Annotated in this window: 19 protein-coding genes; 10 read left to right on the forward strand and 9 right to left on the reverse strand. The window is 73.6% G+C overall.

The window, feature by feature from the left end; all coding sequences use genetic code 11:
* The first annotated feature begins 6 nt into the window (after nucleotides 1–6).
* Together ACIBQZ_RS21795 and ACIBQZ_RS21800 are read left to right on the forward strand one after the other, a co-directional pair.
* Nucleotides 7–1,449 carry a thymidylate kinase gene (locus ACIBQZ_RS21795; protein WP_396090563.1) on the forward strand — a complete coding sequence of 481 codons (1,443 nt, stop codon included), beginning with the start codon at nucleotides 7–9 and terminating at the stop codon, nucleotides 1,447–1,449.
* A complete protein-coding gene (locus ACIBQZ_RS21800) occupies nucleotides 1,446–3,626 on the forward strand; it encodes a hypothetical protein (RefSeq protein ID WP_396090564.1) in 2,181 nt (726 codons plus the stop codon). The genes ACIBQZ_RS21795 and ACIBQZ_RS21800 overlap by 4 nt, the downstream gene beginning before the upstream one ends.
* Here the strand turns inward: ACIBQZ_RS21800 and ACIBQZ_RS21805 are convergent.
* Nucleotides 3,592–4,470, reverse strand: a complete 879-nt coding sequence (locus tag ACIBQZ_RS21805; RefSeq protein WP_396090565.1) for a glycosyltransferase family 2 protein — start codon at nucleotides 4,468–4,470, stop codon at nucleotides 3,592–3,594. The genes ACIBQZ_RS21800 and ACIBQZ_RS21805 overlap by 35 nt on opposite strands.
* A 128-nt stretch (nucleotides 4,471–4,598) precedes the next feature.
* Between ACIBQZ_RS21805 and ACIBQZ_RS21810 the strand changes: the two genes are divergently transcribed.
* Nucleotides 4,599–5,189 (forward strand): hypothetical protein, encoded by a 591-nt coding sequence (locus ACIBQZ_RS21810; protein WP_396090566.1) that lies wholly within the window; start codon nucleotides 4,599–4,601, stop codon nucleotides 5,187–5,189.
* Nucleotides 5,190–5,273: 84 nt separating this feature from the next.
* On the opposite strand, the gene ACIBQZ_RS21815 is transcribed toward ACIBQZ_RS21810, so the two are convergent.
* From ACIBQZ_RS21815 to ACIBQZ_RS21825, 3 genes are all read right to left on the reverse strand, one after another.
* A complete protein-coding gene (locus ACIBQZ_RS21815) occupies nucleotides 5,274–5,963 on the reverse strand; it encodes a response regulator transcription factor (RefSeq protein WP_396090567.1) in 690 nt (229 codons plus the stop codon).
* A 107-nt stretch (nucleotides 5,964–6,070) separates the two neighbouring features.
* Nucleotides 6,071–6,799 (reverse strand): EAL domain-containing protein, encoded by a 729-nt coding sequence (locus ACIBQZ_RS21820; RefSeq protein WP_396090568.1) that lies wholly within the window; start codon nucleotides 6,797–6,799, stop codon nucleotides 6,071–6,073.
* Nucleotides 6,800–6,973: 174 nt separating this feature from the next.
* Nucleotides 6,974–7,393: a glycosyltransferase gene (locus ACIBQZ_RS21825; protein WP_396090569.1), complete on the reverse strand. Its 420-nt coding sequence runs from the start codon at nucleotides 7,391–7,393 to the stop codon at nucleotides 6,974–6,976.
* A gap of 169 nt (nucleotides 7,394–7,562) precedes the next feature.
* On the opposite strand from ACIBQZ_RS21825, the gene ACIBQZ_RS21830 reads away from it, so the two are divergent.
* The 7 genes from ACIBQZ_RS21830 to ACIBQZ_RS21860 all read left to right on the forward strand — a co-directional run bounded on the left by ACIBQZ_RS21830 (nucleotide 7,563) and on the right by ACIBQZ_RS21860 (nucleotide 16,002).
* Entirely contained in the window at nucleotides 7,563–8,717 is a 1,155-nt protein-coding gene (locus ACIBQZ_RS21830; RefSeq protein WP_396090570.1) for a uroporphyrinogen-III synthase, read from the forward strand.
* Nucleotides 8,714–9,379 (forward strand): sirohydrochlorin chelatase, encoded by a 666-nt coding sequence (locus ACIBQZ_RS21835; RefSeq protein WP_396090571.1) that lies wholly within the window; start codon nucleotides 8,714–8,716, stop codon nucleotides 9,377–9,379. Before ACIBQZ_RS21830 ends, ACIBQZ_RS21835 begins: the two co-directional genes overlap by 4 nt.
* A gap of 68 nt (nucleotides 9,380–9,447) precedes the next feature.
* Nucleotides 9,448–11,544 carry a molybdopterin oxidoreductase family protein gene (locus ACIBQZ_RS21840; protein ID WP_396090572.1) on the forward strand — a complete coding sequence of 699 codons (2,097 nt, stop codon included), beginning with the start codon at nucleotides 9,448–9,450 and terminating at the stop codon, nucleotides 11,542–11,544.
* The gene (locus ACIBQZ_RS21845; protein ID WP_396090573.1) at nucleotides 11,545–11,892 is read left to right on the forward strand and encodes a molybdopterin oxidoreductase; all 348 of its coding nucleotides are present in this window, start codon (nucleotides 11,545–11,547) and stop codon (nucleotides 11,890–11,892) included.
* Complete coding sequence (nirB, locus tag ACIBQZ_RS21850; RefSeq protein ID WP_396090574.1) at nucleotides 11,892–14,348, forward strand: nitrite reductase large subunit NirB; 2,457 nt, start codon at nucleotides 11,892–11,894, stop codon at nucleotides 14,346–14,348. The genes ACIBQZ_RS21845 and nirB overlap by 1 nt, the downstream gene beginning before the upstream one ends.
* Nucleotides 14,345–14,668 carry a Rieske (2Fe-2S) protein gene (locus tag ACIBQZ_RS21855; RefSeq protein WP_396090575.1) on the forward strand — a complete coding sequence of 108 codons (324 nt, stop codon included), beginning with the start codon at nucleotides 14,345–14,347 and terminating at the stop codon, nucleotides 14,666–14,668. The genes nirB and ACIBQZ_RS21855 overlap by 4 nt, the downstream gene beginning before the upstream one ends.
* Nucleotides 14,665–16,002 (forward strand): nitrate/nitrite transporter, encoded by a 1,338-nt coding sequence (locus tag ACIBQZ_RS21860; RefSeq protein WP_396090576.1) that lies wholly within the window; start codon nucleotides 14,665–14,667, stop codon nucleotides 16,000–16,002. The genes ACIBQZ_RS21855 and ACIBQZ_RS21860 overlap by 4 nt, the downstream gene beginning before the upstream one ends.
* Nucleotides 16,003–17,558: 1,556 nt before the next feature.
* On the opposite strand, the gene ACIBQZ_RS21865 is transcribed toward ACIBQZ_RS21860, so the two are convergent.
* The 5 genes from ACIBQZ_RS21865 to ACIBQZ_RS21885 all read right to left on the reverse strand — a co-directional run bounded on the left by ACIBQZ_RS21865 (nucleotide 17,559) and on the right by ACIBQZ_RS21885 (nucleotide 22,934).
* Nucleotides 17,559–18,776: an AGE family epimerase/isomerase gene (locus tag ACIBQZ_RS21865; protein ID WP_396090577.1), complete on the reverse strand. Its 1,218-nt coding sequence runs from the start codon at nucleotides 18,774–18,776 to the stop codon at nucleotides 17,559–17,561.
* 5 nt (nucleotides 18,777–18,781) lie between these two features.
* Complete coding sequence (locus ACIBQZ_RS21870) at nucleotides 18,782–20,029, reverse strand: PP2C family protein-serine/threonine phosphatase (protein WP_396090578.1); 1,248 nt, start codon at nucleotides 20,027–20,029, stop codon at nucleotides 18,782–18,784.
* A 57-nt stretch (nucleotides 20,030–20,086) separates the two neighbouring features.
* Complete coding sequence (locus ACIBQZ_RS21875; protein ID WP_396090579.1) at nucleotides 20,087–21,100, reverse strand: S1 family peptidase; 1,014 nt, start codon at nucleotides 21,098–21,100, stop codon at nucleotides 20,087–20,089.
* Between the two features lie 131 nt (nucleotides 21,101–21,231).
* Nucleotides 21,232–22,080, reverse strand: a complete 849-nt coding sequence (locus tag ACIBQZ_RS21880) for an alpha/beta fold hydrolase (protein WP_396090580.1) — start codon at nucleotides 22,078–22,080, stop codon at nucleotides 21,232–21,234.
* On the reverse strand, nucleotides 22,077–22,934 hold the full coding sequence (locus ACIBQZ_RS21885; RefSeq protein ID WP_396090728.1) for an SDR family NAD(P)-dependent oxidoreductase: 858 nt from the start codon (nucleotides 22,932–22,934) through the stop codon (nucleotides 22,077–22,079). The genes ACIBQZ_RS21880 and ACIBQZ_RS21885 overlap by 4 nt, the downstream gene beginning before the upstream one ends.
* Nucleotides 22,935–22,939: the final 5 nt, after the last annotated feature.

The following is a 22,939-nucleotide window of genomic DNA, read 5'->3' on the forward strand; positions in this document are numbered from 1 at the left end:
AGGGAAATGACTGATAAACGGCATTCGCCCACGAAACCCTCCGCGTCACCGCCGGTGACGCCACCCGGGCGGCGGCTGGTGCTGGACGTGGTGACCGCGGCGCTCGACGCCACCGGCGCGGCCTGGGCCTGGCAGGGCGAAGCCGGTGCGCCCGACCGCTGGGCCGCGGACACCGGAGCCAAGGACCTCGACGTCTGGTACGCCGACCCGCTGACCGTCGCCGGCCCGGTGGCCGCCCTGAGCAGCACCTTCGACTGTGCCCGGGTCGCCGAGGCCGCCGACCCGCGCCGGTTGCGCCACATCAGCCTCGCCGTCCGGACGGCCACCGGGCTCGCCGTCGTCGACGTGACCTACGGCGACCTGCTGGTCGGCCCGGTGCTGCTGATGCCCGCCGGGCAGATCACGGTCGAGCCGGGCACCCACCGCCTCACCGGCGCCGCCGCGATGGCCGACCTGCTGGTCCGCCCGGTCCTGCGCGGGCGCCTGCCGGGCGGGCCGCGGCTCGCCGCCGCCCGCGACGCCTGGGCCGCGGCCGAGCCGGACCACCGGGCCGGACTGGCCCAGCGGCTCACCGCGCAGCTGGGCGCGGGGGTCGCGGGGGAGCTGATCGGCGTCGCCGGCGGCGCGGCACCCGACGCCGGGCTGCCCGGGCGGGCACGCCGGCGCCTGGCGGTCCGCAGCCTCGCGCCCGGTGCGGCCGCCGCGACCTGGGCCCAGCGCCGCACAGTGCTGCCGGCCGGCGCGGCGGCGGGCCCGCTGGGCCTGCGCACCCGGGGCGTCGTCGTGGCGCTGGTCGGTACCGACGGCGCGGGCAAGTCCACGGTCGCCGACGGTCTGCGCGACCGCCTGCACAGCTACGGCATCACCACCAGCCAGGCGTACTTCGGCATGGCACGGGGCAACCTTCCCGGCGTCGCCCTGGCCCGCCGCCTGTTCGGAGTCGGCTCCGTCGCCCCGGCCCCGGCCCCGGCGGCGGCCCCAGCCCCGGCCCCGGCCCCAGCGGCTGCGGCGCCTCCCGCCGACCACCCCGGGTTGCGGCGGGCCGCGGCCTGGTTCTACGCCGCGGAATACCTCTGGCGCTACCTGCACACCGTGGCGCCGGCGCTGGCCCGGCGCCAGGTGGTCATCGCCGACCGCTGGGTGTACGACCTGCGCGAGTCGCCGTGGCCCGGCTCGCCGGCCGCCCGTGCCGTCGAGTTCCTGGTGCCGGCACCCGACCTCCTGGTGCTGCCCGACGCTCCGCCCGACCTGATCCACGCCCGCAAGCCGGAGCGAGGTCTCGCCGACCAGGCCGCGCAGCAGCACCGGTTCCACCGGCTGCTGGCCGAGCACCCGGCGCGGGTCGACGAGCTGGTCGTCGACACCTCCGGCGCGGCACCCGACCCGCTCGCCCGGCTCGTCGTGGCGGTGGTGCAGGCGGCGCACGGCCCCCGGCGCCGCCGCCGGTGACGCATCCCGCGAGCCCGGCGGAAGTCCCGAGCCGCGGGCCGAGGCACCGGCGGCTGCCCGGCTTCGGCGGGCGGCAGGCGCGGCTGACCGCTGAATCCGCGCTGCTCGGCCTCGTGGCCGGGGTGGCTGTGGTCGCGCCGTGGACGCGCGACGGCTATCTGCTGCTGCTCGACTGGGTGTCCGGGCCGCAGCAGGCCATCAACCCCGGGCTGTACGGCCTCGACTCCGCGGCGCTGGACGCGCTGCCGTACCGGCTGGTCACCCAGCTGCTGCGCGAGGCCGTCGGGCCCGGCGCGACGAGCTGGCTGATGATCCTGCTCTACTTCCCGCTCGCGGCCGGCGGAGCGTCCGCGCTGGTCCGCGGCGGCCGGCTGCGGCGGTATCCGACGGCCCTGTTCGCCTGCTGCAACCCGTTCGTCGTCGAGCGCATCCAGGCGGGGCACGTGCCGTTCCTGGTGTCGGTCGCCCTGCTGTGCTGGCTGCTCGCGTCGGCCCTGCACGCCCGCCGGCGCGGCCACTGGTTCGCCGCCCGGCCGGCCGGCTGGTTCGCGCTGGCCATGGCGGTCGGGCCGCACGCCGCCTGGCTGGGCGGTGCGGGCCTGCTCGCCGTCGCGCTCCTGCCCCGGCCCCGGCGCGCCGACCTGATCCGGATGGTCGTTGTCATCGGCGCCGCCGGCGGTGTCTACGCCTACGCCCTGGCGGTCCTGGCCAGCGCGATCCTGACCGTCCGGGTCGGCGCCACGGACCTGCAGGTGTACGCGCCGCACGCCGGCCCCGGTGGCCTGCTCGCGACGCTGGTGTCGCTGCGCGGCTTCTGGCGCGGCGCCGCCGACAGCAGCCCGCAGCTCGGCCTGGGTCTCGTGCCGGCCACGCTGATGGTGCTGGCCGCGGCCGGCGGTCTGGTGCGGCTGTGCCGGCAGGATCGCGCGAGCGGGGTGGCCCTGTCTGTGCTCGCGGCGGCCGGGGTGCTGCTGGGCGCCGGCATCCACGGCCCGTTGGCCTCGGTCTACCAGGCCGCTTTCGACGTCGTCCCGCTCTTCGCGGCCATGCGCGAGCAGCAGAAGTGGCTGGCGCTGACGATGATCGCGTACGCGGCGGGGGTCGGGACGGCGGTGGAGGGACTGGCCCTCGCCTGCCGCCGGGCGCGGCTGCCGGTGCAGCGGCTGACCGCCGCCGGGGCGCTGCTGGCAGTCGCCACGGTCTACGCCGTGGTCGCCCCGTCGCTGTTCTGGGGCCTGGGCGGCAGCGTGCGGATCAGCAGTTACCCGGCGTCCTGGTACGCCGCCGACCGCCTCATGGGCGCCGGCGACGAGGCGGTGCTCTTCCTGCCCTGGCACGGGTACCAGCCGTTCGCGTTCACCGGCTCCCGGACCGTCGCCACGCCCGCCGCGGCGTTCTTCCGCCGCCCGGTGCTCAGCAGCGACGCGGTGGAGCTCGGGCCGGTCCGGACGAACTCGGTGTCCCGGCGGATGGCCTACGTGCAGCGGCTGGTGGCGGCCGGTGACGCCGGCGGTCTCGGCCGGCTGGTCGCGCCGCTCGGCGTGCGGTACGTGGCGCTGGCCCGCGATCGGGAGACCGAGGCGTACGCGTGGCTGGACCGGCAGGGTGACCTGACGCCGGTGCTGCGTGCCCCGGAGTTCACCCTCTACCGGGTCGAGCCGGTCGGCACGGGCCGGGTGGTCGGGTCCAGGCGCGGCGACTACGAGGAGGCCTCCGCCTGGGCGGGGCGGGGGGTCCTGGGCTCCGAGGCGGTGCTGGTGGACGGCGCGGACCGGGGTCCGGTGCCCTCCTCGGCGTCCGGGGGGATCCGCCGGACCAGCTCGACGAGCTGGCAGGTGGGGCGCGGGACGCCGGGCTGGGTGGTGATCCCGGAGGAGTGGTCGCCGGGCTGGGCCGCCGCCGGCCTGCCGGTGCGGCGCACGGCGGCCGGGACGCTGGCCGTGCAGGTCGGTGCCGGAGCGGTGACGGTGCGGTACACGCCCTGGCGATGGTTGCGGTTGGGGCTGATCGTGTCGCTGCTGTCGCTGGTGGTGCTGATCGTGGCCGGCCTGGTGGAGCATCGGCGGGACCTGCGCTCGTGGTGGGCTGCCCCCGGAGCGGGTGCCGGCTCCGGCACGTCGCCGGGCGGGCGGTCCGTGCGGGTCAGGCGGCCTCGCCGAACGCGCGGAGCGTGCTGAGCGCCTGCGGGCGGGCGATGACCGTCACCGGGGCGACGGCCGGACGGTACTGACCGGTCAGGTTGCGGCCGAAGATGACGAACGTGTCGCGGATGGTGCGCACGATGGCCTTGCTGGTCACCGTCGAACCGGCGACCCGCTCGCTGAGCCGGACCGGGGCGCCGACGAAGCCCTGGATGCCGGCGGCCTTGGCGGCGACGAAGAACTCCAGGTCGAAGGCGAAGCGCCGCTCGCGCAGCCGGGGCAGCAGGTCGGCGAGGACGTCGCGGCGCAGCACCTTGCAGCCGGTCTGGGTGTCGCGCATGCCGAGCAGGAACAGCAGCGTCACCAGCGTGGAGTAGAACGTCGACACCAGCTTGCGGAACGGCGAGGAGGCGCTCACCGATCCGGCGTGCCGCTTGTCCGCGTACACGCCGGCGTGCCCGCCGTCACGCGCCATCAGCAGGTACTCGACCAGGTGCTCGGGGTCGATGTCGCCGTCGGCGTCGACGAAGCCGACCCAGGAACCGCGGGCCGCGGCGAAGCCGAGGTGCAGCGCCGCGCCCTTGCCCTGGTTGATCCGGCTGTCCACGACCCGGACCCCGGCGATGCCCTCGAGGGTGAGCTCCGAGCCGTCGGTGGAGCCGTCCGAGACCGCGATGACCTCGAACGCGACGCCCGCGGCGGTGAGGCTGCGCACCAGGCGCTCGACAGTGGGTCGCAGCGCCGCACCCGGGTTGTAGAAGGGGACCACGACGCTCAGCTCGACACCGGCGTCGGCCGGCGACCACAGGCGCGTGGCGTCGTACAGCTTGGCCGGCAGCGGAGCGGCGGCGGGGGCGGTGGCGAGCGTCGTGATGGTCATGCCGCTTAGTTCGGCGGCGAACCTCAACGCAGCCTCTGGCCTGTTTAAAGGCTTCCGCAAGGCTGCGCGGAGCCCGCAGCCGCGCCTTCGCACCGGTTCTGCAACCTGGGCGTGACACCCTGCATGCCATGAGGGTCTTCCGTCTGCGCGGGTCGGCGCCGTTGCTGCTGACCGCCGCCGTGCTCGGCGCGGTCGTCTCCGCGGGCCCGGCCCTGGCGGACGGGCCCGGGTACGGGGGCACCGCCGACGCCCTGACCGTGCAGTGGCAGCCGCCGGAGGGCGCGGGCGCCGAAGGGGTGGCCGTCTACGCGCTCGGCTTCCGCAGCGGCTCGCCGGTCACCCTGCGGGTGGGCTCGGCGGTGGCCAGGACGGTGGCGGCCGACCTGTCCGGTGCCCTGCGGGTCCTCGTCGTGGACGGCAGGGCCGCCCCGTCCGCGTCGGCCACCGGTGACGCCACCGTGCTGCCGGTGGAGCAGGTCGCGAGCGGGCGGTTCGCCGCGGGGACGACCGTCTCGGCCAGCGGCGAGACCCCCGGCGGGGTGATCCGCAACCTGGTCGGTGCGATTCCGCCACCCGAGGCCGGCGCGGGCGTGCAGGACGTGGCGCGCTGGGCCGTCCTCGCGGCGTTGCTGACCGGGGGCGCCGGCTGGATCCGCCGCCGTGGCGTCGGTGCGGCCACGCTCAAGCGCTACGGGCATCCGGCGCGGCACCGGGCCTGAGCCCGGCCCGCGGCGTTACTGCCTGAGCGGCGCACGGAAAGGCCCGCACCTCGGTACGGAGGGCGGGCCGGCGGGCTGGACGGCTCAGGGCTCGAAGCGGTAGCCCACACCGCGCAGCGTGCGGATGTAGCGAGGGGTCGAGGCCGACTCGCCCAGCTTCTTGCGCAGGTTGCCGACGTGCACGTCGATGATGTGGTCGTCGCCGTACCAGTTGTCGCCCCACACGTCCTCGAGCAGCTGGTTCCGGGTGAACGTGCGGCGGGGGGCCGACGACAGCAGGTCCAGCAGACCGAACTCGATCTTGGTCAGGTCGAGGACCCGCCCGTCGACCGTCACCTCGCGCACGTCCGGGTCGATGCGCAGCGGGCCGTACTCGCGGATCGCCGCGCTCGGTGCCGCCGCGGCCGCCCGGGGACGGCGCCGCATCGCCTGGATGCGGGCCGCGAGCTCGCGCGGCGAGAAGGGCTTGGTCACGTAGTCGTCGGCACCCACGGACAGGCCGACGATCTTGTCCACCTCGTCGGTGCGGCCGGTGACCATGACGATGTAGGCGTCGGTGAACTGCCGGATCCGCCGGCACACCTCGATGCCGTCCACGCCCGGCAGGCCGAGGTCGAGGATGGCGATGTCGGGGTTCTCGCGCTGGGCGATCTCGACCGCCGCGATGCCGTCGGTGGCGACCAGCACGTCGAAGCCCTCCTTCTCCAGCAGATGCCGGCAGAGCAGCATGAACTCGGGGGAGTCCTCGACAACGAGTGCGCGTGGCCTGGACAACTCGCACCTCCGTTTCTCTGCGGGGCGATGGGCCGCGGTGATGGTGCTGACCTCGGACCATTCGGTCGGACCGTGCGCCACTGAAGGGTTCGCGACGGCCCGGTGCGTCATCCGCGCCGCGGCAGCGGGCCGGGCCGGGCCATGAAGTAGCCCTGACCGAGCCGGACACCCAGTGACTGCAGCTTCTCGTGCTCGGCGGTCGTCTCGATGCCCTCGGCGATCAGCAGGGCGCCGATGTCCTGGGCGAAACCGACCAGCGACCGGGCCAGCGCCATCCGTACCGGGTCGGTGTCGATGCCCCGGGTCAGGGTGATGTCGAGCTTGATGATGTCCGGCCGCAGCTGCAGGATGTGGCTCAGGCTGGCGAAGCCCGCACCCGCGTCGTCGACCGCGATCAGGATGCCGGCGCTCCGCAGCTGCTCGGTCACCTTGATCAGGGTCGGGTAGTCGTGCACCTGGGTGTGCTCGGTCAGCTCGACCGCGATGCTCCGGCCGGCGTGCTGCAGCAACGTCGCGACGACCGCGGGTGTCAGCAACGCCTCCACCGACAGATTGGCGCTCATCCAGGCACCGGCCGGCATCTCGTCCAGGTATTCGAACGCCCGTTCCAGCGCCACCAGTTCCAGGTCGACGCCGACACCGCCGGCCATCGCGGCGGCGAACGCCTCCGTGGGACTGGGGAAGTGCAACTTGTCGAAGCGCGCCAGCGCTTCGTACGCCTTGATCGTCCCGTCCTCGAGGTGCACGACCGGCTGAAAGGCCGGCTGGATCGCCTGGGACTCGATGATCTCGCGGAGGTTACGCATCGTCGGCAGTGCGGGCATCGTCAGCGTCATGCTCCTTCATTCGGCCGGGACCCTCAAGGCAGCCTCTGACCCGGGTCAAAACCGGAGCAAGCCCGGAGAGAGCGGAACCGGCCCTCCGACAGACCTGACCCCGGCACGCGTCGGACGCGGCCGGGGTCGTTTGTTCGTCAGGTGAAGTTGTGGGCGGTGCCGGCCGGCGGCGGCTCAGATGTGCGCGTCCTCGCGCTGGCGCTCGCGGGCTCGGTGCAGGCCCTCGACCAGCTCGTACGGGTCGACCTCGGTGTCGGCGTCGATGTCGACGAAGCCGATGAAGGCGCCGGCCGCGGTGGCGAAGCCGTACTCCAGTGCCGCGCCCCGGTCACGGATGTCGGGGTCGCTGCTGACCCAGGTGCCGTGCAGTCCGGCCAGGGTGTGCTCCGAGCCGTCCGTGCTGTCGGTGGCGACGGCGATGACCTGGAAGGTGATGTTCTGGGCGTACAGGATCTCGGTGATCCGCTCCACGGTGTTCCGCAGGACGCTGCCGGGGTTCCGGAACGGGACGACGACGGAGAACTCGACGGTGGGGCGCACGGTGCCGGCGGCGAAGACGACGGGCGGGCTGGCGATCATGTCTGCAACAGTCATGCCGCTACCTTCGGCCCGCACCGTCAACTCAGTTTCAGGCTGACCTCAAGACCGGCGCAAGGCTGCGACGGTGATCTCACCGTGTTCCCCGCACCGAAGTGAGTCATGGTTTTCACCGTCGTAACACGTCCTACCCCGGCAGGTAATGGCAGGTGGAGAGCCTGCTGCCATGGCCGACTCGACCGGGCCGGTGACGCCCGTGGGCGTCGGCGGTCCCCCCGCACCCGCCACGCCGCTGGCCGGCTTCACCATCGCGGTGACCGCCGAGCGCCGTCGCGACGAGCTGTCCGCCCTGCTCCAGCGGCGTGGCGCGAAGGTGATCGTCGCCCCGACCATCACCATCGTGCCGCTCGGCGACGACCAGGCGCTGCACGCCGCCACCGAGGCCTGCGTCGGTCTCGCCCCGGACATCGTCATCGCCACCACCGGGATCGGCTTCCGGGGCTGGTTGGAGGCCGCCGAGGGCTGGGGCATGGGCGACACCCTGCGCGCCGCGCTCAACCGGGCCCGGCTCATCGCCCGCGGCGCCAAGCCGTGCGGGGCGATCCGGGCCGCCGACCTGCGCGAGGACTGGTCGGCGGTGACCGAGTCGTCGGAGGAGATCCTCGAGCGGCTGCTGGCGCAGGGCATCGCCGGGCGCCGGATCGCCGTGCAGCTGCACGGCGGCCCGCAGGCCGCGTTCACCGACGCGCTGCGCTCGGCCGGCGCCGCGGTCGTGGAGATCCCGGTCTACCGCTGGACCCTGCCGCCGGACGTCGCCCCGGTGCGGCGGCTGGTCGGTCAGCTCGCCGCCGGCCAGGTCGACGCCGTGACGTTCACCAGCGCGCCCGCGGTGCAGGCGCTGCTGGAGATCGCCGGGGACAGCGCCGCGGAGGTGCTCGACCGGTTCCGGAGCACCACGATGGCCGCCTGCGTCGGCCCGGTCACCGCCGCCCCGCTGGTCGAGCTGGAGGTGCCCGTGGTGACCCCGCCGCGCTCCCGGCTGGGCGCCCTGGTCAAGGCCGTCACCGACGAGCTGCCGCGGCGCGCCGCCCGGTTCGGCGTCGCCGGCACCACGCTGGAGATCCGCGGCCACGCCGTGCTCATCGACGGCCGGGTGCAGGCGCTCGCCCCGGCCGCGATGGCCATCCTCAGCACGCTGGCGGCCCGGCCCGGCGCCGTGGTGTCGAAGGACCGGCTCGCCGCCGCGCTGCCGCGTGGCACCGACGGGCACGCCGTCGACGTCGCCATCGCCCGGCTGCGGACCGCGCTGGGGCCGGCCGGGCACATCGAGACCGTGATCAAACGCGGCTACCGGCTGCGCGTCGACGAGTCGTCCCCGTGACCGGGCCCGCCGCGGGCCGCCCGCCGGTGCTGCTGGCGGTCGCGCACGGCACCCGCTCGGCCGCCGGCCAGGCGCAGATCCGCGACCTGGTGGACCGGGTCGCCTGCCGCCGTCCCGACCTGGACGTCCGGCTGGCCTATGTGGACGTGCAGCAGCCGCGCGTCGGCGAGGCGATCCGCGGGCTGGACGCGGTGGTCGTGCCGCTGCTGCTGTCGGCCGGTTATCACGTCCGGGTGGACATCGCCGAGGCGGTCGCCGCGAACAACGCCGTCGCCGCCGCCCCACTGGGCCCCGACCCGGTGCTGACCGAGAGCCTCCGGCGCCGGATCCAGGGGGCGGACGCCGTGGTGCTGGCCGCCGCGGGCTCGTCCGACCCGGCCTGGCGGGCGGACATCGCCGCGGTCGCCGCCCGGCTCGACGCGCACGTGGCCTACGCCACCGGCGCCGAGCTGCGGGTGCCCGACGTGGTGGCACGGCTGCGCGAGCAGGGCGCCCGGCGGATCACCATCGCGGCGTATCTGCTGGCCGAGGGGCTGTTCTACCGGTCTTTGCACGCGGCCGGCGCGGACGAGGTGACCCCGCCGCTGTGCGCGGACCCGGCCGTGGTCGACCTGGTGCTGACCCGCTATCACGACCTCACAATGGCCCCGAGCGGCTTGTAGGGTTTTTAGAACGCCGACGCAACCGTGGCGGTCCGGTGAGGAAACGGTTACCGGCAAGCATCATCGGTGTGACGGTGACCGAGACGCATTGCCCGTACTGCGCGCTGCAGTGCGGCATCGCGCTGACGCCCGAGATCCCGCGGGTCCGGCTCGAACCCACCGAGTTCCCGGTCAACCGGGGCGGCCTGTGCGCCAAGGGCTGGACCGCGGCCGAGCTGCTCGACCACAAGGACCGGCTGCTCACCCCGCTGGTCCGCAAGGATCCCGCGGACCGCGGCAGCCCGCTGCGCGAGGCCACCTGGGACGAGGCGTACGAGCGGATCGTCGCGGCCGTGGTGCGCAGCCAGCAGGAGTACGGCCCGGACAGCGTCGGCGCGTTCGGCGGTGGCGGGCTGACCAACGAGAAGGCGTACACGCTGGGCAAGTTCGTCCGGGTGGCGCTGCGGTCGGCGTCGATCGACTACAACGGACGGTTCTGCATGTCCTCGGCCGCCACCGCCGCCAACCGGGCGCTGGGCATCGACCGGGGCCTGCCGTTCCCGCTGGAGGACGTGGCGCAGGCCCGTACGGTGCTGCTGGTCGGCGCCAACCCGGCCGACGCGATGCCGCCGTCGATGCAGTATCTGGACGCCGGCCGCGCCGAGGGGGGCCGGCACATCGTCGTCGACCCGCGCCGCACGGCGACCGCCGCGGGCGCGTACCGGCATCTGCAACCCCTGCCCGGCACGGACCTGGCGCTGGCCAACGGCCTGCTGCACATCGCGATCCGGGAGGGCCTGGTCGACGAGGAGTACATCCGGGACCGGACCACCGGCTTCGACGGGGTCCGCGCCGCGGTCGCCTCCTACTGGCCCGAGCGGGTCGAGCGGATGACCGGCGTCAGCGAGGCGCACCTGCGCGAGACCGTCCGGCTGCTGGCCACCGAACAGCCCTCGATGATCCTCACCGCCCGCGGCGCCGAGCAGCACAGCAACGGCACCGACACCGCGCAGGCGTACCTGAACCTCGCTCTCGCTCTGGGTCTGGTCGGCCGGCCGTACTCCGGTTACGGCACCATCACCGGGCAGGGCAACGGCCAAGGTGGACGCGAGCACGGGCAGAAGGCCGACCAGCTGCCCGGCTACCGGCGCCTCGACGATCCCGCCGCCCGCGCGCACGTGGCCGGCGTCTGGGGGATCGACCCCGACGAGCTGCCCCAGCCGGGCAGGTCCGCGTACGAGATGCTCGACCGCCTCGGCACCGACGGCGGGGTCCGGGTGCTGCTCGTGCTGGCCAGCAACATGGCCGTCTCCGCGCCGCACGCCGGGCACGTCATCGACCGGCTGCGCGCGCTGGACCTGCTGGTCGTCTCCGACATCTTCCTCTCCGAGACCGCGCAGCTCGCCGACGTGGTGCTGCCGACGGCGCAGTTCGCCGAGGAGGAGGGCACGATGACCAACCTGGAGGGCCGGGTCATCCGCCGCCGGATGGCGCTCCCGCCGCCCCCGGACGTCCGCACCGACCTGGAGTTCCTCGCCGGGCTGGCGGACCGGCTGGGGCGCGGGCGGTTCTTCAGCACCGACCCGCGGGCGGTCTTCGACGAGCTGCGCCGGGCCAGCGCCGGCGGGATCGCCGACTACGCCGGCATCACCTACGAGCGGATCGAGGCCGAGCAGGGCGTCTTCTGGCCGTGCCCGGCCGAGGACCACCCGGGTACGCTGCGGCTGTTCGCCGAGACGTTCCCCACCGCCGACGGCCGGGCCAAGTTCATCCGGGTCGAGCACCGGGACCCGCACGAGATGCCGGACCGCGAGTACCCGTACGTGCTGACCACCGGCCGCAACATGCAGCAGTACCAGAGCGGCAACCAGACCCGCCGGGTCCCCGCGCTGACCGTCGCGCTGCCCGAGCCCCGGGTCGAGCTGCACCCCGACCTGGCCCGCCGGCTCGGCATCGCCGACAGCGACATGGTCGAGCTGCGCAGCCGCCGCGGCCGGGCGGTGTTCCGGGCCCGGCTCAACCCCGGCATCCGGCCGGACACCGTCTTCGCGCCCTTCCACTGGGGCGGTGCGCAGGCCGTCAACCTGCTCACCGACCCCGCCCTGGACCGCCATTCCAAGATGCCCGCTTTCAAGGCGTGCGCTGTCGCCGTCTCCGCTGTCACCGAGCACGAGAGGAGCACCTAGGTGCACTCCACACCCCGTTTCCTGCAAGGCGTCCTGGCCTTCGAGGGCAAGGGCCTGGACCAGCCGGCCCCGGTCGGCGTGGCGTCCGGCTACGTCGTGCCGCCCGGAGTCGTCGCGCAGGCCGTGTACTTCCGCGGCGGCAACTCCAGCGACGAGCTGATCTGCGTCGTGCTGATGCGCGACGGCAAGCCGATGCGGTACTTCCCGATCGGCGCCAAGGGTGACGTCCACATCCCGCTGCGGGTGGTCGAGGACCTCGATTCCGGTACGGCCGTGGAGCTGTGGCTGGCCGCGCCCGCCGGCGTCACCGGCACCGTGATCATCGATCTCGGGCTGGTGGAGGTCTGATGAGTTCGCGCCTGGTCGTCATCGGCAACGGCATGGCCGGCGCCCGGACGGTGGAGGAGATCCTCAGCCGGGGCGGCGACTTCGACATCACCATGTTCGGCGACGAGCCGTACGGCAACTACAACCGGATCATGCTGTCCAACCTGCTGGCCGGCGTCGAGGACGAGTCCGGCATCTTCCTCAACGACCTGGGCTGGTACGCCGACAACGGCATCACCCTGCACACCGGACGCCGGATCAGCCGGATCGACCGGTTCGCCAAGCAGGTGTACGCCGAGGACGGCACGGCCACTCCGTACGACAAGCTGATCATCGCCACCGGCAGCCGGGCGTTCGTCCCGCCGATCCCCGGCATCCACCGCCCCGGCCGCGGCTACCACCAGGGCGTCTTCGCGTTCCGCACGCTGGACGACACCCGCAGCATGATCCGCTACGCCCGCGAGCACGAGCGCGCGGTGGTGATCGGCGGCGGCCTGCTCGGCCTGGAGGCGGCCCGCGGCCTGCAGAACCACGTCTCGCACGTGACGCTGCTGCACGCCATGGGCCATCTGATGAACACCCAGCTGGACGCGCAGGCCGGGGCGATCCTGCAGCGCAGCGTGGAGCAGCTCGGCATCGAGGTGGTCTGCGACGCGATGACCACCGAGATCCTCGGTAAGCACGCGGTCACCGGGGTCAAGCTGGCCGACGGCCGGGTGATCGAGTGCGACGTGGTCGTGGTGGCCGCCGGCATCCGGGCCAACGTCGAGGTGGCCACCGCCAGCGGCCTGACCGTCGAGCGCGGCATCGTGGTGGACGACCAGATGCGCGCCGTGGACGAGCCGGACATCTACGTGGTGGGTGAGTGCGCCCAGCACCGCGGCGAGACGTACGGCCTGGTCGCCCCGCTCTGGGACCAGGCCAAGGTGCTCGCCGACCACCTCACCGGGCGGGACACCCAGGCCGCGTACCACGGCTCCCGGCTCGCCACCAAGCTCAAGGTGGCCGGGGTCGACGTCGCCTCGATGGGCCTCAAGGAGCCGGAACGCGACGACGACGAGACGCTGGTCTTCAGCGAGCCCCGCAAGGGCATCTACAAGAGCATCATCATCCGCGACGGCCGGCTGGTCGGCGCGACCCTGGTCGGCGACGTCCGCAAGGTCGCCTTCCTGATGCAGGCCTTCGACCGTGGGCTGGCGCTGCCCGAGGACCGGGTCGAGCTGATGTTCGACCTGGGCGGCCCGCCCGCCGAGGTGAGCGCGGCCGAGCTGGCCGACGACGCGCAGGTCTGCAACTGCAACGGCGTGACCAAGGGGACCATCGCCGAGACCGTGCACGGCGGCTGCAGGACGGTCAGCGGCGTGATGGACCGGACCCGGGCCGGCAAGGGCTGCGGCACCTGCAAGAGTCTGGTCGCGCAGATCGTCGAGTGGGCCGCCGGCGGCGCCGTCGAGGAGGACCCCAAGGCCAGCTGGTACGTCCCCGGCGTGCCGATGCCCAAGCCCGAGCTGATGGCCGCCATCCGCACCCACGACCTGCGGTCGGTGTCGTCGGTCTTCGCCAAGCTGGTGCCCGGCGGCGAGGAGGACGCCAAGAGCAAGATGGGGCTGGCGTCGCTGCTCAAGATGATGTGGGGCGCCGACTACGTCGACGAGCGGGACGCCCGCTTCATCAACGACCGGGTGCACGCCAACATCCAGCGCGACGGCACGTTCTCGGTGGTGCCGCAGATGAAGGGTGGCGTCACCACGCCGGCGCAGCTCAAGCGGATCGCCGAGGTGGCCGAGAAGCACGCCGTACCGATGGTGAAGCTGACCGGCGGGCAGCGGATCGACCTGCTCGGGGTGCCGAAGGAGACGCTGCCGAAGATCTGGGCCGACCTGGACATGCCGTCCGGCTACGCCTACGGCAAGAGCTTCCGCACCGTGAAGACCTGCGTCGGCTCGGACTTCTGCCGCTTCGGCGTCGGCGACTCCACCGCGCTGGGCATCGCGATCGAGGAACGCTTCCAGGGCATCGAGGGCCCCGGCAAGATGAAGCTCGCGGTCACCGGGTGCCCGCGCAACTGCGCCGAGGCGTACGTGAAGGACCTGGGCGTGGTGGCCATCGACGGCGGCCGCTGGGAGCTCTACGTCGGCGGCGCGGCCGGCGCCCACGTCCGCAAGGGCGACCTGCTGGCCACAGTGGACTCGCCGGCGGAGGTCATCACCCTCACCGGCCGGTTCCTGCAGTACTACCGGCAGAGCGCGAACTGGCTGGAGCGCACCTACGCTTGGGTGCCGCGGGTCGGCATCGAGCACATCCGCGCGGTGGTCGTCGACGACGCCGAGGGCATCGCGGCCGACCTGGACGCCGCCATGGCGGCGTCGGTGGCGGCCTACCGCGACCCGTGGAAGGAACGCGCCGAACCTGCGACACCCGGGCAGTTCCGCACGTCGCTGCCGCTGGTCGTGCTCCCTCAGGTGCCGGTCCGATGACCGTGCTGGGGCCCGTCGCCGACATCCCGCTGGGCGAGGGCCGCACCTACGACGTGGACGGCGAGATGATCGCCGTGTTCCGGCTGCGCGACGGCTCGGTGCGGGCGCTGTCCGCGGTCTGCCCGCACCGCGGCGGGCCGCTGGCGGACGGGCAGATCGACAACAAGGTGCTGGTCTGCCCGATGCACCTCATGGCCTTCGACATCACCACCGGTTGCTCGCTGTCCGGGCTGAGCGACCTCACCGTCTACCCCGTCACCGTCGACGCCGACGGTCACCTCGTCATCTCCTCGCTGACTGCCTCGGAGGTCCCGTCATGACCGCTACCACCCTTGAGCGTCCCTCGGCGCGGACCGTCCGCGGTCATTGGATCGACGACTGGCGCCCGGAGGACCGGGAGTTCTGGGACACCACCGGCGCCCCGATCGCCCGCCGCAACCTGATCTTCTCGATCTTCTCCGAGCACATCGGCTTCTCGGTGTGGACACTGTGGTCGGTGCTGGTGCTGTTCCTCGGCCCCGCGTACAACATCGACCCGGCCGGCAAGTTCCTGCTCACCGCGGTGCCGGCGCTGGTCGGTTCGGTGCTGCGGATCCCGTACACGTTCGCGGTGGCCCGGTTCGGCGGTCGCAACTGGACGATCATCAGCGCGTCGCTGCTGCTGATCCCGGCCGTGCTGGCCGCGTTCCTGATCCAGCCGGGCGTCTCCTACACCACGCTGATCCTGCTGGCCGCGGTGGCGGGCGTCGGCGGCGGCAACTTCGCCTCGTCGATGGCGAACATCAACGCCTTCTACCCGGACCGGCTCAAGGGCTGGGCGCTCGGCATCAACGCCGGCGGCGGCAACCTGGGCGTGGCGGCGCTGCAACTGGTCGGCCTGTTCGTGCTCGCGGTCTTCGGCGCCGGGCACCCGGGCATCGTGGCCGGCATCTACATCCCGCTGATCGTGCTCGCCACCCTCGGCTCGGCGCTCTACATGGACAACCTGACGCAGGCCCGCAACGAGAAGCGCGGCATGCGCGACGCCGCCCGCGAGGGCCACACCTGGATCATGGCGCTGCTCTACATCGGCACGTTCGGCTCGTTCATCGGCTTCGGTTTCGCCTTCGGCCAGGTGCTCCAGGTGCAGTTCGCCGAGGACTTCAGCACCCCGGTCAAGGCCGCCTACCTGACCTTCCTGGGCCCGCTGCTGGGCTCGCTGATCCGCCCGGTCGGCGGGGCGCTGGCGGACCGGCTCGGCGGCGCCCGGGTCACCTTCTGGAACTTCGTGGCGATGGCGGCCGGCGCGAGCATCGTGCTGCTGGCCTCGCAGCTGCGCTCGCTGCCGCTGTACCTGGTGGGCTTCATCGCGCTGTTCATCTTCAGCGGCATCGGCAACGGCTCGACGTACAAGATGATCCCGCGCATCTTCGCCCTGAAGAACCCGGGCGACGCCCACGAGGCCCGCCGGCTGTCCGGCGCGGTGATCGGCATCGCGGGCGCGATCGGCGCGTTCGGCGGGGTGCTGGTGAACCTGGCGTTCCGGCAGTCGTTCCTGGCCTACCAGACGGCGGACGCGGCTTACATCGCCTTCATCGCGTTCTATGCACTGTGTGTGTTCGTGACGTGGGCGGTCTACCTGCGCTCGTCGGGGCGCAAGCTGGCCGGCGTCTGACCCGCCCCGGCCGCCCGGACCATACGGTCCGGGCGGCCGGGCGCGGACACCGTGCCGCCGCAGCCGAGCACTTACGCCCGCGACGAGTACGCCGTGCCGGGTGGCGGCTGTGCCGGGTGGCGCCGGCGACGAGTCGGCCGCGCCGGGTGGCGGCCGTGTTGGGTGGCGGTCGCGACGAGTCGGCTGTGTCGGGTGGCGGCTGTGTTGGGTGGCGGTCGCGACGAGTCGGCTGTGTCGGGTGGCGGCTGTGTTGGGTGGCGGTCGCGACGAGTCGGCTGTGTCGGGTGGCGGCCGTGTCGGGTGGCGACCGGTGGCGATGTTGCCGTGGCCGTCGCGGTGTCGCAATGGCGTCCCGATGGCCGCATCGCGGTGTCACCGGGTTGTCCGGCCGGGACCCGCAGGCTCAACGGTCGGCACCGTGTCCCCGCCGACCGCTGAGTGGATCTTGGACGCGGTTGATCGCCACAGGTCCGCCGGGTGGCGTTCCTCGCGAGTTGCCGTGACGACCGTCGTCGGTGGACAGGTCTCGGGTCTCGGTCGGTGGCGCACCTGCGGCTGAGGCGCGGACGATCGCCCGGCCGCGAACCGGCCATTTCCCGGTGCCGAACAACCCCTCACCGCCCCTTGCCGCCCTCCCGGCGCGATGGCCACAGATCTGTAGCGCACTGGTGCGGAGCTGAGTCTTTTGCATGGCTGTTGTGATGATCGATCGCCATCTCCCGGACGGGCGACACGCTTCTGCCGCGCCGAAACGGCCGCGCCAAGCATTGCCGGAGGCCTGCCCGCCGCCGAACCCGCAGCACTGGCCCACATATTGAGCAGGATTCTCACATCGCAGGAATCCTAACGGAACAAAGAGCGTAAAAGTCACGAAGCGGGCAGCGAATTGTCGATCTTGTGGACTTAAGGTTCGGAGCTGACCAGAAGTCGACATGATCCACCAACGACCAGCCACGAATCGCCCGTATCGTCTCTTATCGGAGCCCAAGGGTTCTGCAGAGAAAGGGTATTTCGGACTTTCGTTGCAGGCTGCTCGCTGAGTTCGTCACCTAGAGCCTGGCTGCCGCCGTCACCGCTGAGACGGTCGGGCGGAAGACTCCTGGTAGGGCCCGGGTGCTCCAAGACCTGTCAGCCGCGCACCCTTTCGACCGCCATCGTGGTGCGCCGCGTGAGGAAGCCGCTACGTGCCGCGCGGGCAAGCCGCTACGTGCCGCGGATGCCGCGCGGGCAAGCCGCAACGTGCCGCGGATGCCGCCCGTGCCGCGTGAGGTAGCCGCCACGTGCTGCGGATGCCGCGCGGGCAGCCGCTACGTGCCGTGGATGCCGCGCGGGCAGCCGCTACGTGCCGTGGATGCCGCGCGGGCAGCCGCTACGTGCCGTGGATGCCGCGCGGGCAAGCCGCAACGTGCCGCGGATGCCGCGCGGGCAAGCAGCTCCGTGCTGCGGATGCCCGCCCGTGCCGCGGATGCCGCGCGGGGATGCCGCACGTGCTGCGTGCGGATGGCGCTCCTGTCGCGCGCGGGATGCCGTGACCGGGATCTGGCCGCGGCCGTTGTTTACCGCGGTTCCGCCTCGGCCAGGGTCAGGGCGACCGCCGGTGCCAGCATCGGCGTCAACGGCAGCCGGGCGGTCAGAGTCGCCTGCAGGCTGTGGTAGAGGTCCGGTTTGCCCGGCCACACCGTCTCCGTCGGCACGTTCTCCGCGTCCAGCTGGTGGAACCACGATCCCTGCTCGTGGTCGATCAGGTACGCCGCCGCGTAGTCCCACCACGTGCGGTACCACGTTGCGTCCTGCTCGGTGCCGAAGCGGCGGTACATCGCCGCCGCCGCGCTGATCGCTTCCGTGGTCACCCAGTGCATGCGGTCGTGGACCACCGGGGTGCCGGACCAGTCGGTGGTGTAGACGAAGCCGGGGCGGCCGTCGACCGCCCAGCCGTCGGTCACCGCGCGGTCGAACAGCGCGCGGGCGGCCCCGGCCAGCCAGGACTCCGCCGGGCGGGCGGCCTCGGCGTGCAGGAACAGCCGTGACCATTCCAGGCCGTGGCCGACCGTCGCGCCGTACGGCTTGAACGGGTGGTCCGGCTGGTCGCGGTGGAACTCCGGCAGGGGGCGCCACCGCTGGTCGTAGTGTTCCGGGATGCGCCAGTCGTGCGCTTCGGCGGTGTCGGCCACGAACCGGCAGACCCGCAGCGCCCGGTCCAGCCACGCGTCGTTCCCGGTCACCCCGGCGGCGGTCAGCATCGCCTCGACCGCGTGCATGTTGCCGTTGATGCCGCGGTAGCCGTCCAGGATCGTGAAGTCGGCGTTCCAGGTGTCGGGGCAGCGGCCGGCCGGCTCGTCCCAGAAGCGCTCCTCGAAGACCGCCTCGGCCGCGCTGAGCAGCTCGGCCCCGCCGGCCAGCCCGGCGCTGGTCGCGGATGCGCCGGCGAGCAGCACGAACGCGTGGTCGTAGCAGGATTTGACCGTACGGTCGGCGGTCGAGGGGAACCAGCCGCCGTGCCGCGGGTCGTGCAGCCGGCCGGTGAGCCCGCGCAGCGCCTGCTCGGCGATCGGCGCGGCGCCGGGCACGCCGAGCAGGGTGCCGACCGCGTACACGTGGGTCATCCGGGCGCTGAGCAGGGTGGAGGCCGGACGGTCCGGGTCCGGCAGGCCGGTGGCGCCGAGCCAGCGGGCGCCGCCGGCGGGGTCGGCGGTCCGGCGCCCGAACGCCAGCAGGTCCCGGGTGTGCTGGTCGAGCCAGCGGTGATGGGCGGGGTTCGTCGGCCAGGGGGACATCTGGATCACTGTAGGGCGGCCGGCGGGATCGTGGCGGCGGATCCCGCCGCGGCGCCGGGCGGGTCGACGCTCAGCGCCATCAGGGCGATGTCGTCGTCGAGCTCGGCGAAGCCGGACAGCAGCCTGGTGAGGGCCGTGACGGCGCCCGGCGCGTCGGTCGGGCCCAGCCCGCGGGCGTACGCCTCCAGCGCGTCACCGCCGTAGCGGTCCTCGCCGGTCCGCGCGTCGGTGAGCCCGTCGCTGTACAGCACCAGGGTGTCGCCCGGTCCCAGCCGCAGGGTGCGGCTGACCAGCGGCGGGTCGGCGATGATCCCGATCAGGGTGCCGCCGGTGGTGTCCTGGTAGGCGACGGTGCCGTCGGCGCCCAGCAGCAGCGGCGGGGGATGCCCGCCGCCGGCGATGGTGGCCTTCCAGCCGTCCCCGTCCGGGGTCAGCAGGCCGAAGACGACCGTGCAGTGCCGGTGCGCCTGGCTGCGGTACTCCTGGTACAGCACCGAGTTGAGGTTGCCGAGCACCGCCGCCGGGGTGGGGTCGTAGACGGCGGCGGCGCGCAGCGTGTAGCGGGCGGCGGCGGTGACGGCGGCCGCCTCCACGCCCTTGCCGCAGACGTCGCCCAGGAAGAAGCCCCAGCGGCCCTCGCTGAGCGGGAACAGGTCGTAGAAGTCGCCGCCCACCTCGTCGGCCGAGGCCATCCGGTAGTGCCCGGCGGTCCGCATGCCGGCCGGCGTGGGCAGGCTCGCCGGCAGCAGGCTGCGTTGCAGCCCCGCCACGAGCCCGCGCAGGCGCTCCCGGTCGCCGTCGGCGCCCTGCCGGGCCCGGAGCAGTTCCTGTTCGTACTCGCGGCGCTCCCGGGCGTCGAAGACCGTGATGCGGGTCACCAGCGGCTCGCCGTCGGCGCCGGCCTTGACCGTGGCGGTGACCAGCACCGGCAGCCGGGTGCCGTCGGCGGCCCGCAGCTCCAGGGCGATGCCGTTGATCTCGCCGCGCAGCCGCAGCAGCGGCGCCAGGTGGGTCTCGTGGAAGACCTGGCCGCCGACGGTGAGCAGGTCGCGGAAGCGGCGGTGGCCGACGACCTGCGCGCGGGTGAACCCGAGCCAGCCCAGCAGGGTGCGGTTGATCTTCACGATGGTGCCGTCCGGCAGCGTCGCGAGGTTGCCGCAGGGCGCGTTGTCGTAGAGCTCGTCGGTGTCGTCGCCCGCGAGGCCGGCATGCTCCGGAGAGTCCCCGGCGCAGCGGGACGAGACCGCGTCCATCAGCGCATTGTTCCATCACACCGGGCCCGCGGCGAACGGAGCGGCGCCCGGCGCCGGTCACCGCCGGTGCCGGCGCACCCCGCCGCGCCGCTGACCCCGGCGCCGGCGGCTGCCGAGGACCAGCAGCGGCACCCCGCCGAAGCCGACGACCACGATGGCGGCCAGCGCCGTACGGACCGCCGGGTCGGCGGCTAGGCCCGGCCGGTCGCCGCCGACCAGGGCGCGGTCGTCGCCGGCCGGCGCGCTCGGCGGCGCGGCCGAGGGCTTCCGGGCGGGCGGCTTCGGCGCCTTGGTGGCCGGGGCCGGCTTGCCGACGATGCCGGTGATCCAGCCGGCGATGGTGTCGATCCGCCCGGCCTGGTCCACTCGCGAGTGCGGGCAGGACGGGCCGTGGCTGACCACCGACACCAGCACGGCCGCGTCGTCGCCGCGCTGGGTGAAGTAGGGCCCACCGGAGTCCTGCGAGCACGGGCTGGTGGTCCGCCGGGGGGCGTAACCGGTCATGCCCACGTACCCGCGGGACAGTGAGGCGACCTTGAACTGGCCGGTCTGCAGGCGGGTGACCAGGCTCGACGGGTCGTCGTCGACGGTACGGCCGTAGCCGGCCAGCCGGACGACCGTGCCGACCCGCGGCGCCCTGCGGTTCAGCCGGGCCGGCACGATGTCGGTGATCGGCTCGGCGAGCTTGGCCAGCGCCACGTCGGTGCTGGGGGACTGGCGGACCGCGATCACCTTGACCTTGTGCCCGGCCGTCCCGGTGAGGTCGGTGCGGCCGGCGGTGGCGGTGGTCAGCCGGGCCACCGTCCGCGACACGTGGGTGCCCCGGGTGTTCTTGAAGCAGTGCCCTGCCGTGATCACCCAGCGGGGCGCGATCAGCGCACCCGTGCACGAGCTGTTCCGCCGCCCGCCGCCCGCCTCGGGGATGCCGGTCATGGTGAGCTTCACCGCGAAGCCGTACCGGCCCTGGGCGGCGTCCTGACCGTTCGCGATCACGGGCGGCCGGGCGGACGCCCTGGCCGGCGTGGGCGGCGACCCGGTGGCGAGCACCGACAGGACGAACAGCAGCAGCATCGTGGCGGAGCGTGGTCGCAAAAGCACAGTCCTCCCGGGGTGTACGGCTCATGCAACAAGACGAGCGAATCGCATCCTAAGTTGCACGCGCCAATACCTCTTGCGCTCCGGAACGGTCTGCTGACGGTGTGCTAAAGGGCGGGGGAATGGGCGCTGAGGAACAGCCGGCTCAGGTCGGCGAACGCGTCGGCGCGCTCGATCTGCGGCATGTGCCCGGTGTCCGCGAACAGATGGGTCCTGGCGTGCGGAAAGGCCGCCCGCGCCGCGGCCAGGTGCGCGGCCGGCAGGATCAGGTCGCGCTCGCCCCAGACGATCAGCGCCGGCCGGGGATGGGCCGCGACCTGCCCCAGCAGGGTCTCCCGCCAGGGCGCCCGGATGCCGCGAAGTGTGCCCAATTCGCGCGCCGTCTGGAGGAACACCCGGGCATTCTCCGGCCGGGCGGCGACCCGGACCGCGAACTCCACCCGTTCCGGGGTGACATGCGCGCGGTCGTGGAACAGGCTGCGCTCGATCCGGTACGCCGACCGGGCGTCGATCCGCCGCAGCAGCGGTTTCCCGAGCCCGGGAACGGCGAGAATGCGCAACGCCAGCGCCACTTCCTTGCCGAATCCGGCGCTGTTCACCAGCGTCAGCGTGGCCACCCGCGCGGGTGCGCCGGCGAGCAGCCGCATCGCCACCGCGCCGCCGAGCGAGTTGCCCATGACGTGCAGCGGCCGCCGCTCGCCGAGCGCGTCCACGGTCGCCGCCACCCCGTCGGCCAGCCCGGCCAGCGTGACCCGGCCCGGCATCGGCTCGGACAGCCCGAAGCCGGGCAGGTCGACGCTGATCACCCGGTGCTCGCCGGCCAGCCGGTCGTGCTGCGGGTCCCAGTCCTCCAGGCTGCGGCCGATGCCGTGCAGCAGGAGCAGCGGCGGGTGCGCCGGGTCGCCGCTCTCCCGGACCCGGATACGCGCGCCCCGCACGGTCAGCTCCCGGATCATCGGGTCACCGCCGTCCGGGCCCGCCGGCCGGCCGCCGCGGTCAGCCGCCCGATCACCCGCATGTGGCTGACCGGCAGCAACCGGGCCAGCAGGTCCGGCAGCTTCGCGCTGGCGGCGATGAGCACCCGCCCGCGCCGCCGCTCGACGCCGTCGAGGATCTCCCGGGCCGCCCGCTCCGGCGGGTAGGTGAGCAGCGCGGCGAAGACCCGCTGCTGCGGCTCGACCTCGGCGGCCGGCACGCCCGCGCCGACCTCCGCGCTCTCCGCGATCCGGGTACGGATCCCGCCCGGGTGCACCGTCGTGACGCCCACCCCGGACTCGAGCAGCTCACCCCGCAGCGCCTCGCTGAACCCGCGCAGGGCGAACTTGCTGGCGCTGTAGGCGGACTGCCCCGGCGGCGCGATCAGGCCGTACAGGCTGGAGACGTTGACCAGGTGGCTGCCCGGCGCCGCGGTCAGCGCGGGCAGCAGGTGGTGGGTCAGCAGCAGCGGGGCGGTGAAGTTGACCGCCATCACCCGTTCGAACTGGGCGAGGCTCAGCTGGTCGAAGCGGCCGCCGAGGGCCGTGCCGGCGTTGTTGACCAGCAGGCCCAGCTCGGGGTGCCGTTCCCGGAGGCCGGCCGCGAGGTCGAGCACGGCGGCGCGGTCGGCCAGGTCGGCGACCAGCGTCTCGACCGCGAGCCCGGGGTGCCCGGCCCGGATCCGCTCGGCGACCGCGTCGAGCCGCAGCGCGTCCCGGTCGAGGAGCACCAGGCCGCTGCCGCGCGCGGCGAGGCCGTACGCCAGCTGCTCGCCGATGCCGCTGGCGGCGCCGGTCAGCACGGCCGTCCGGCCCCGGAACCGGTACGGGGACAGCCGGG

Source organism: Actinoplanes sp. NPDC049599 (genome assembly GCF_044465625.1).
In the GTDB taxonomy this organism is placed as follows: domain Bacteria; phylum Actinomycetota; class Actinomycetes; order Mycobacteriales; family Micromonosporaceae; genus Actinoplanes.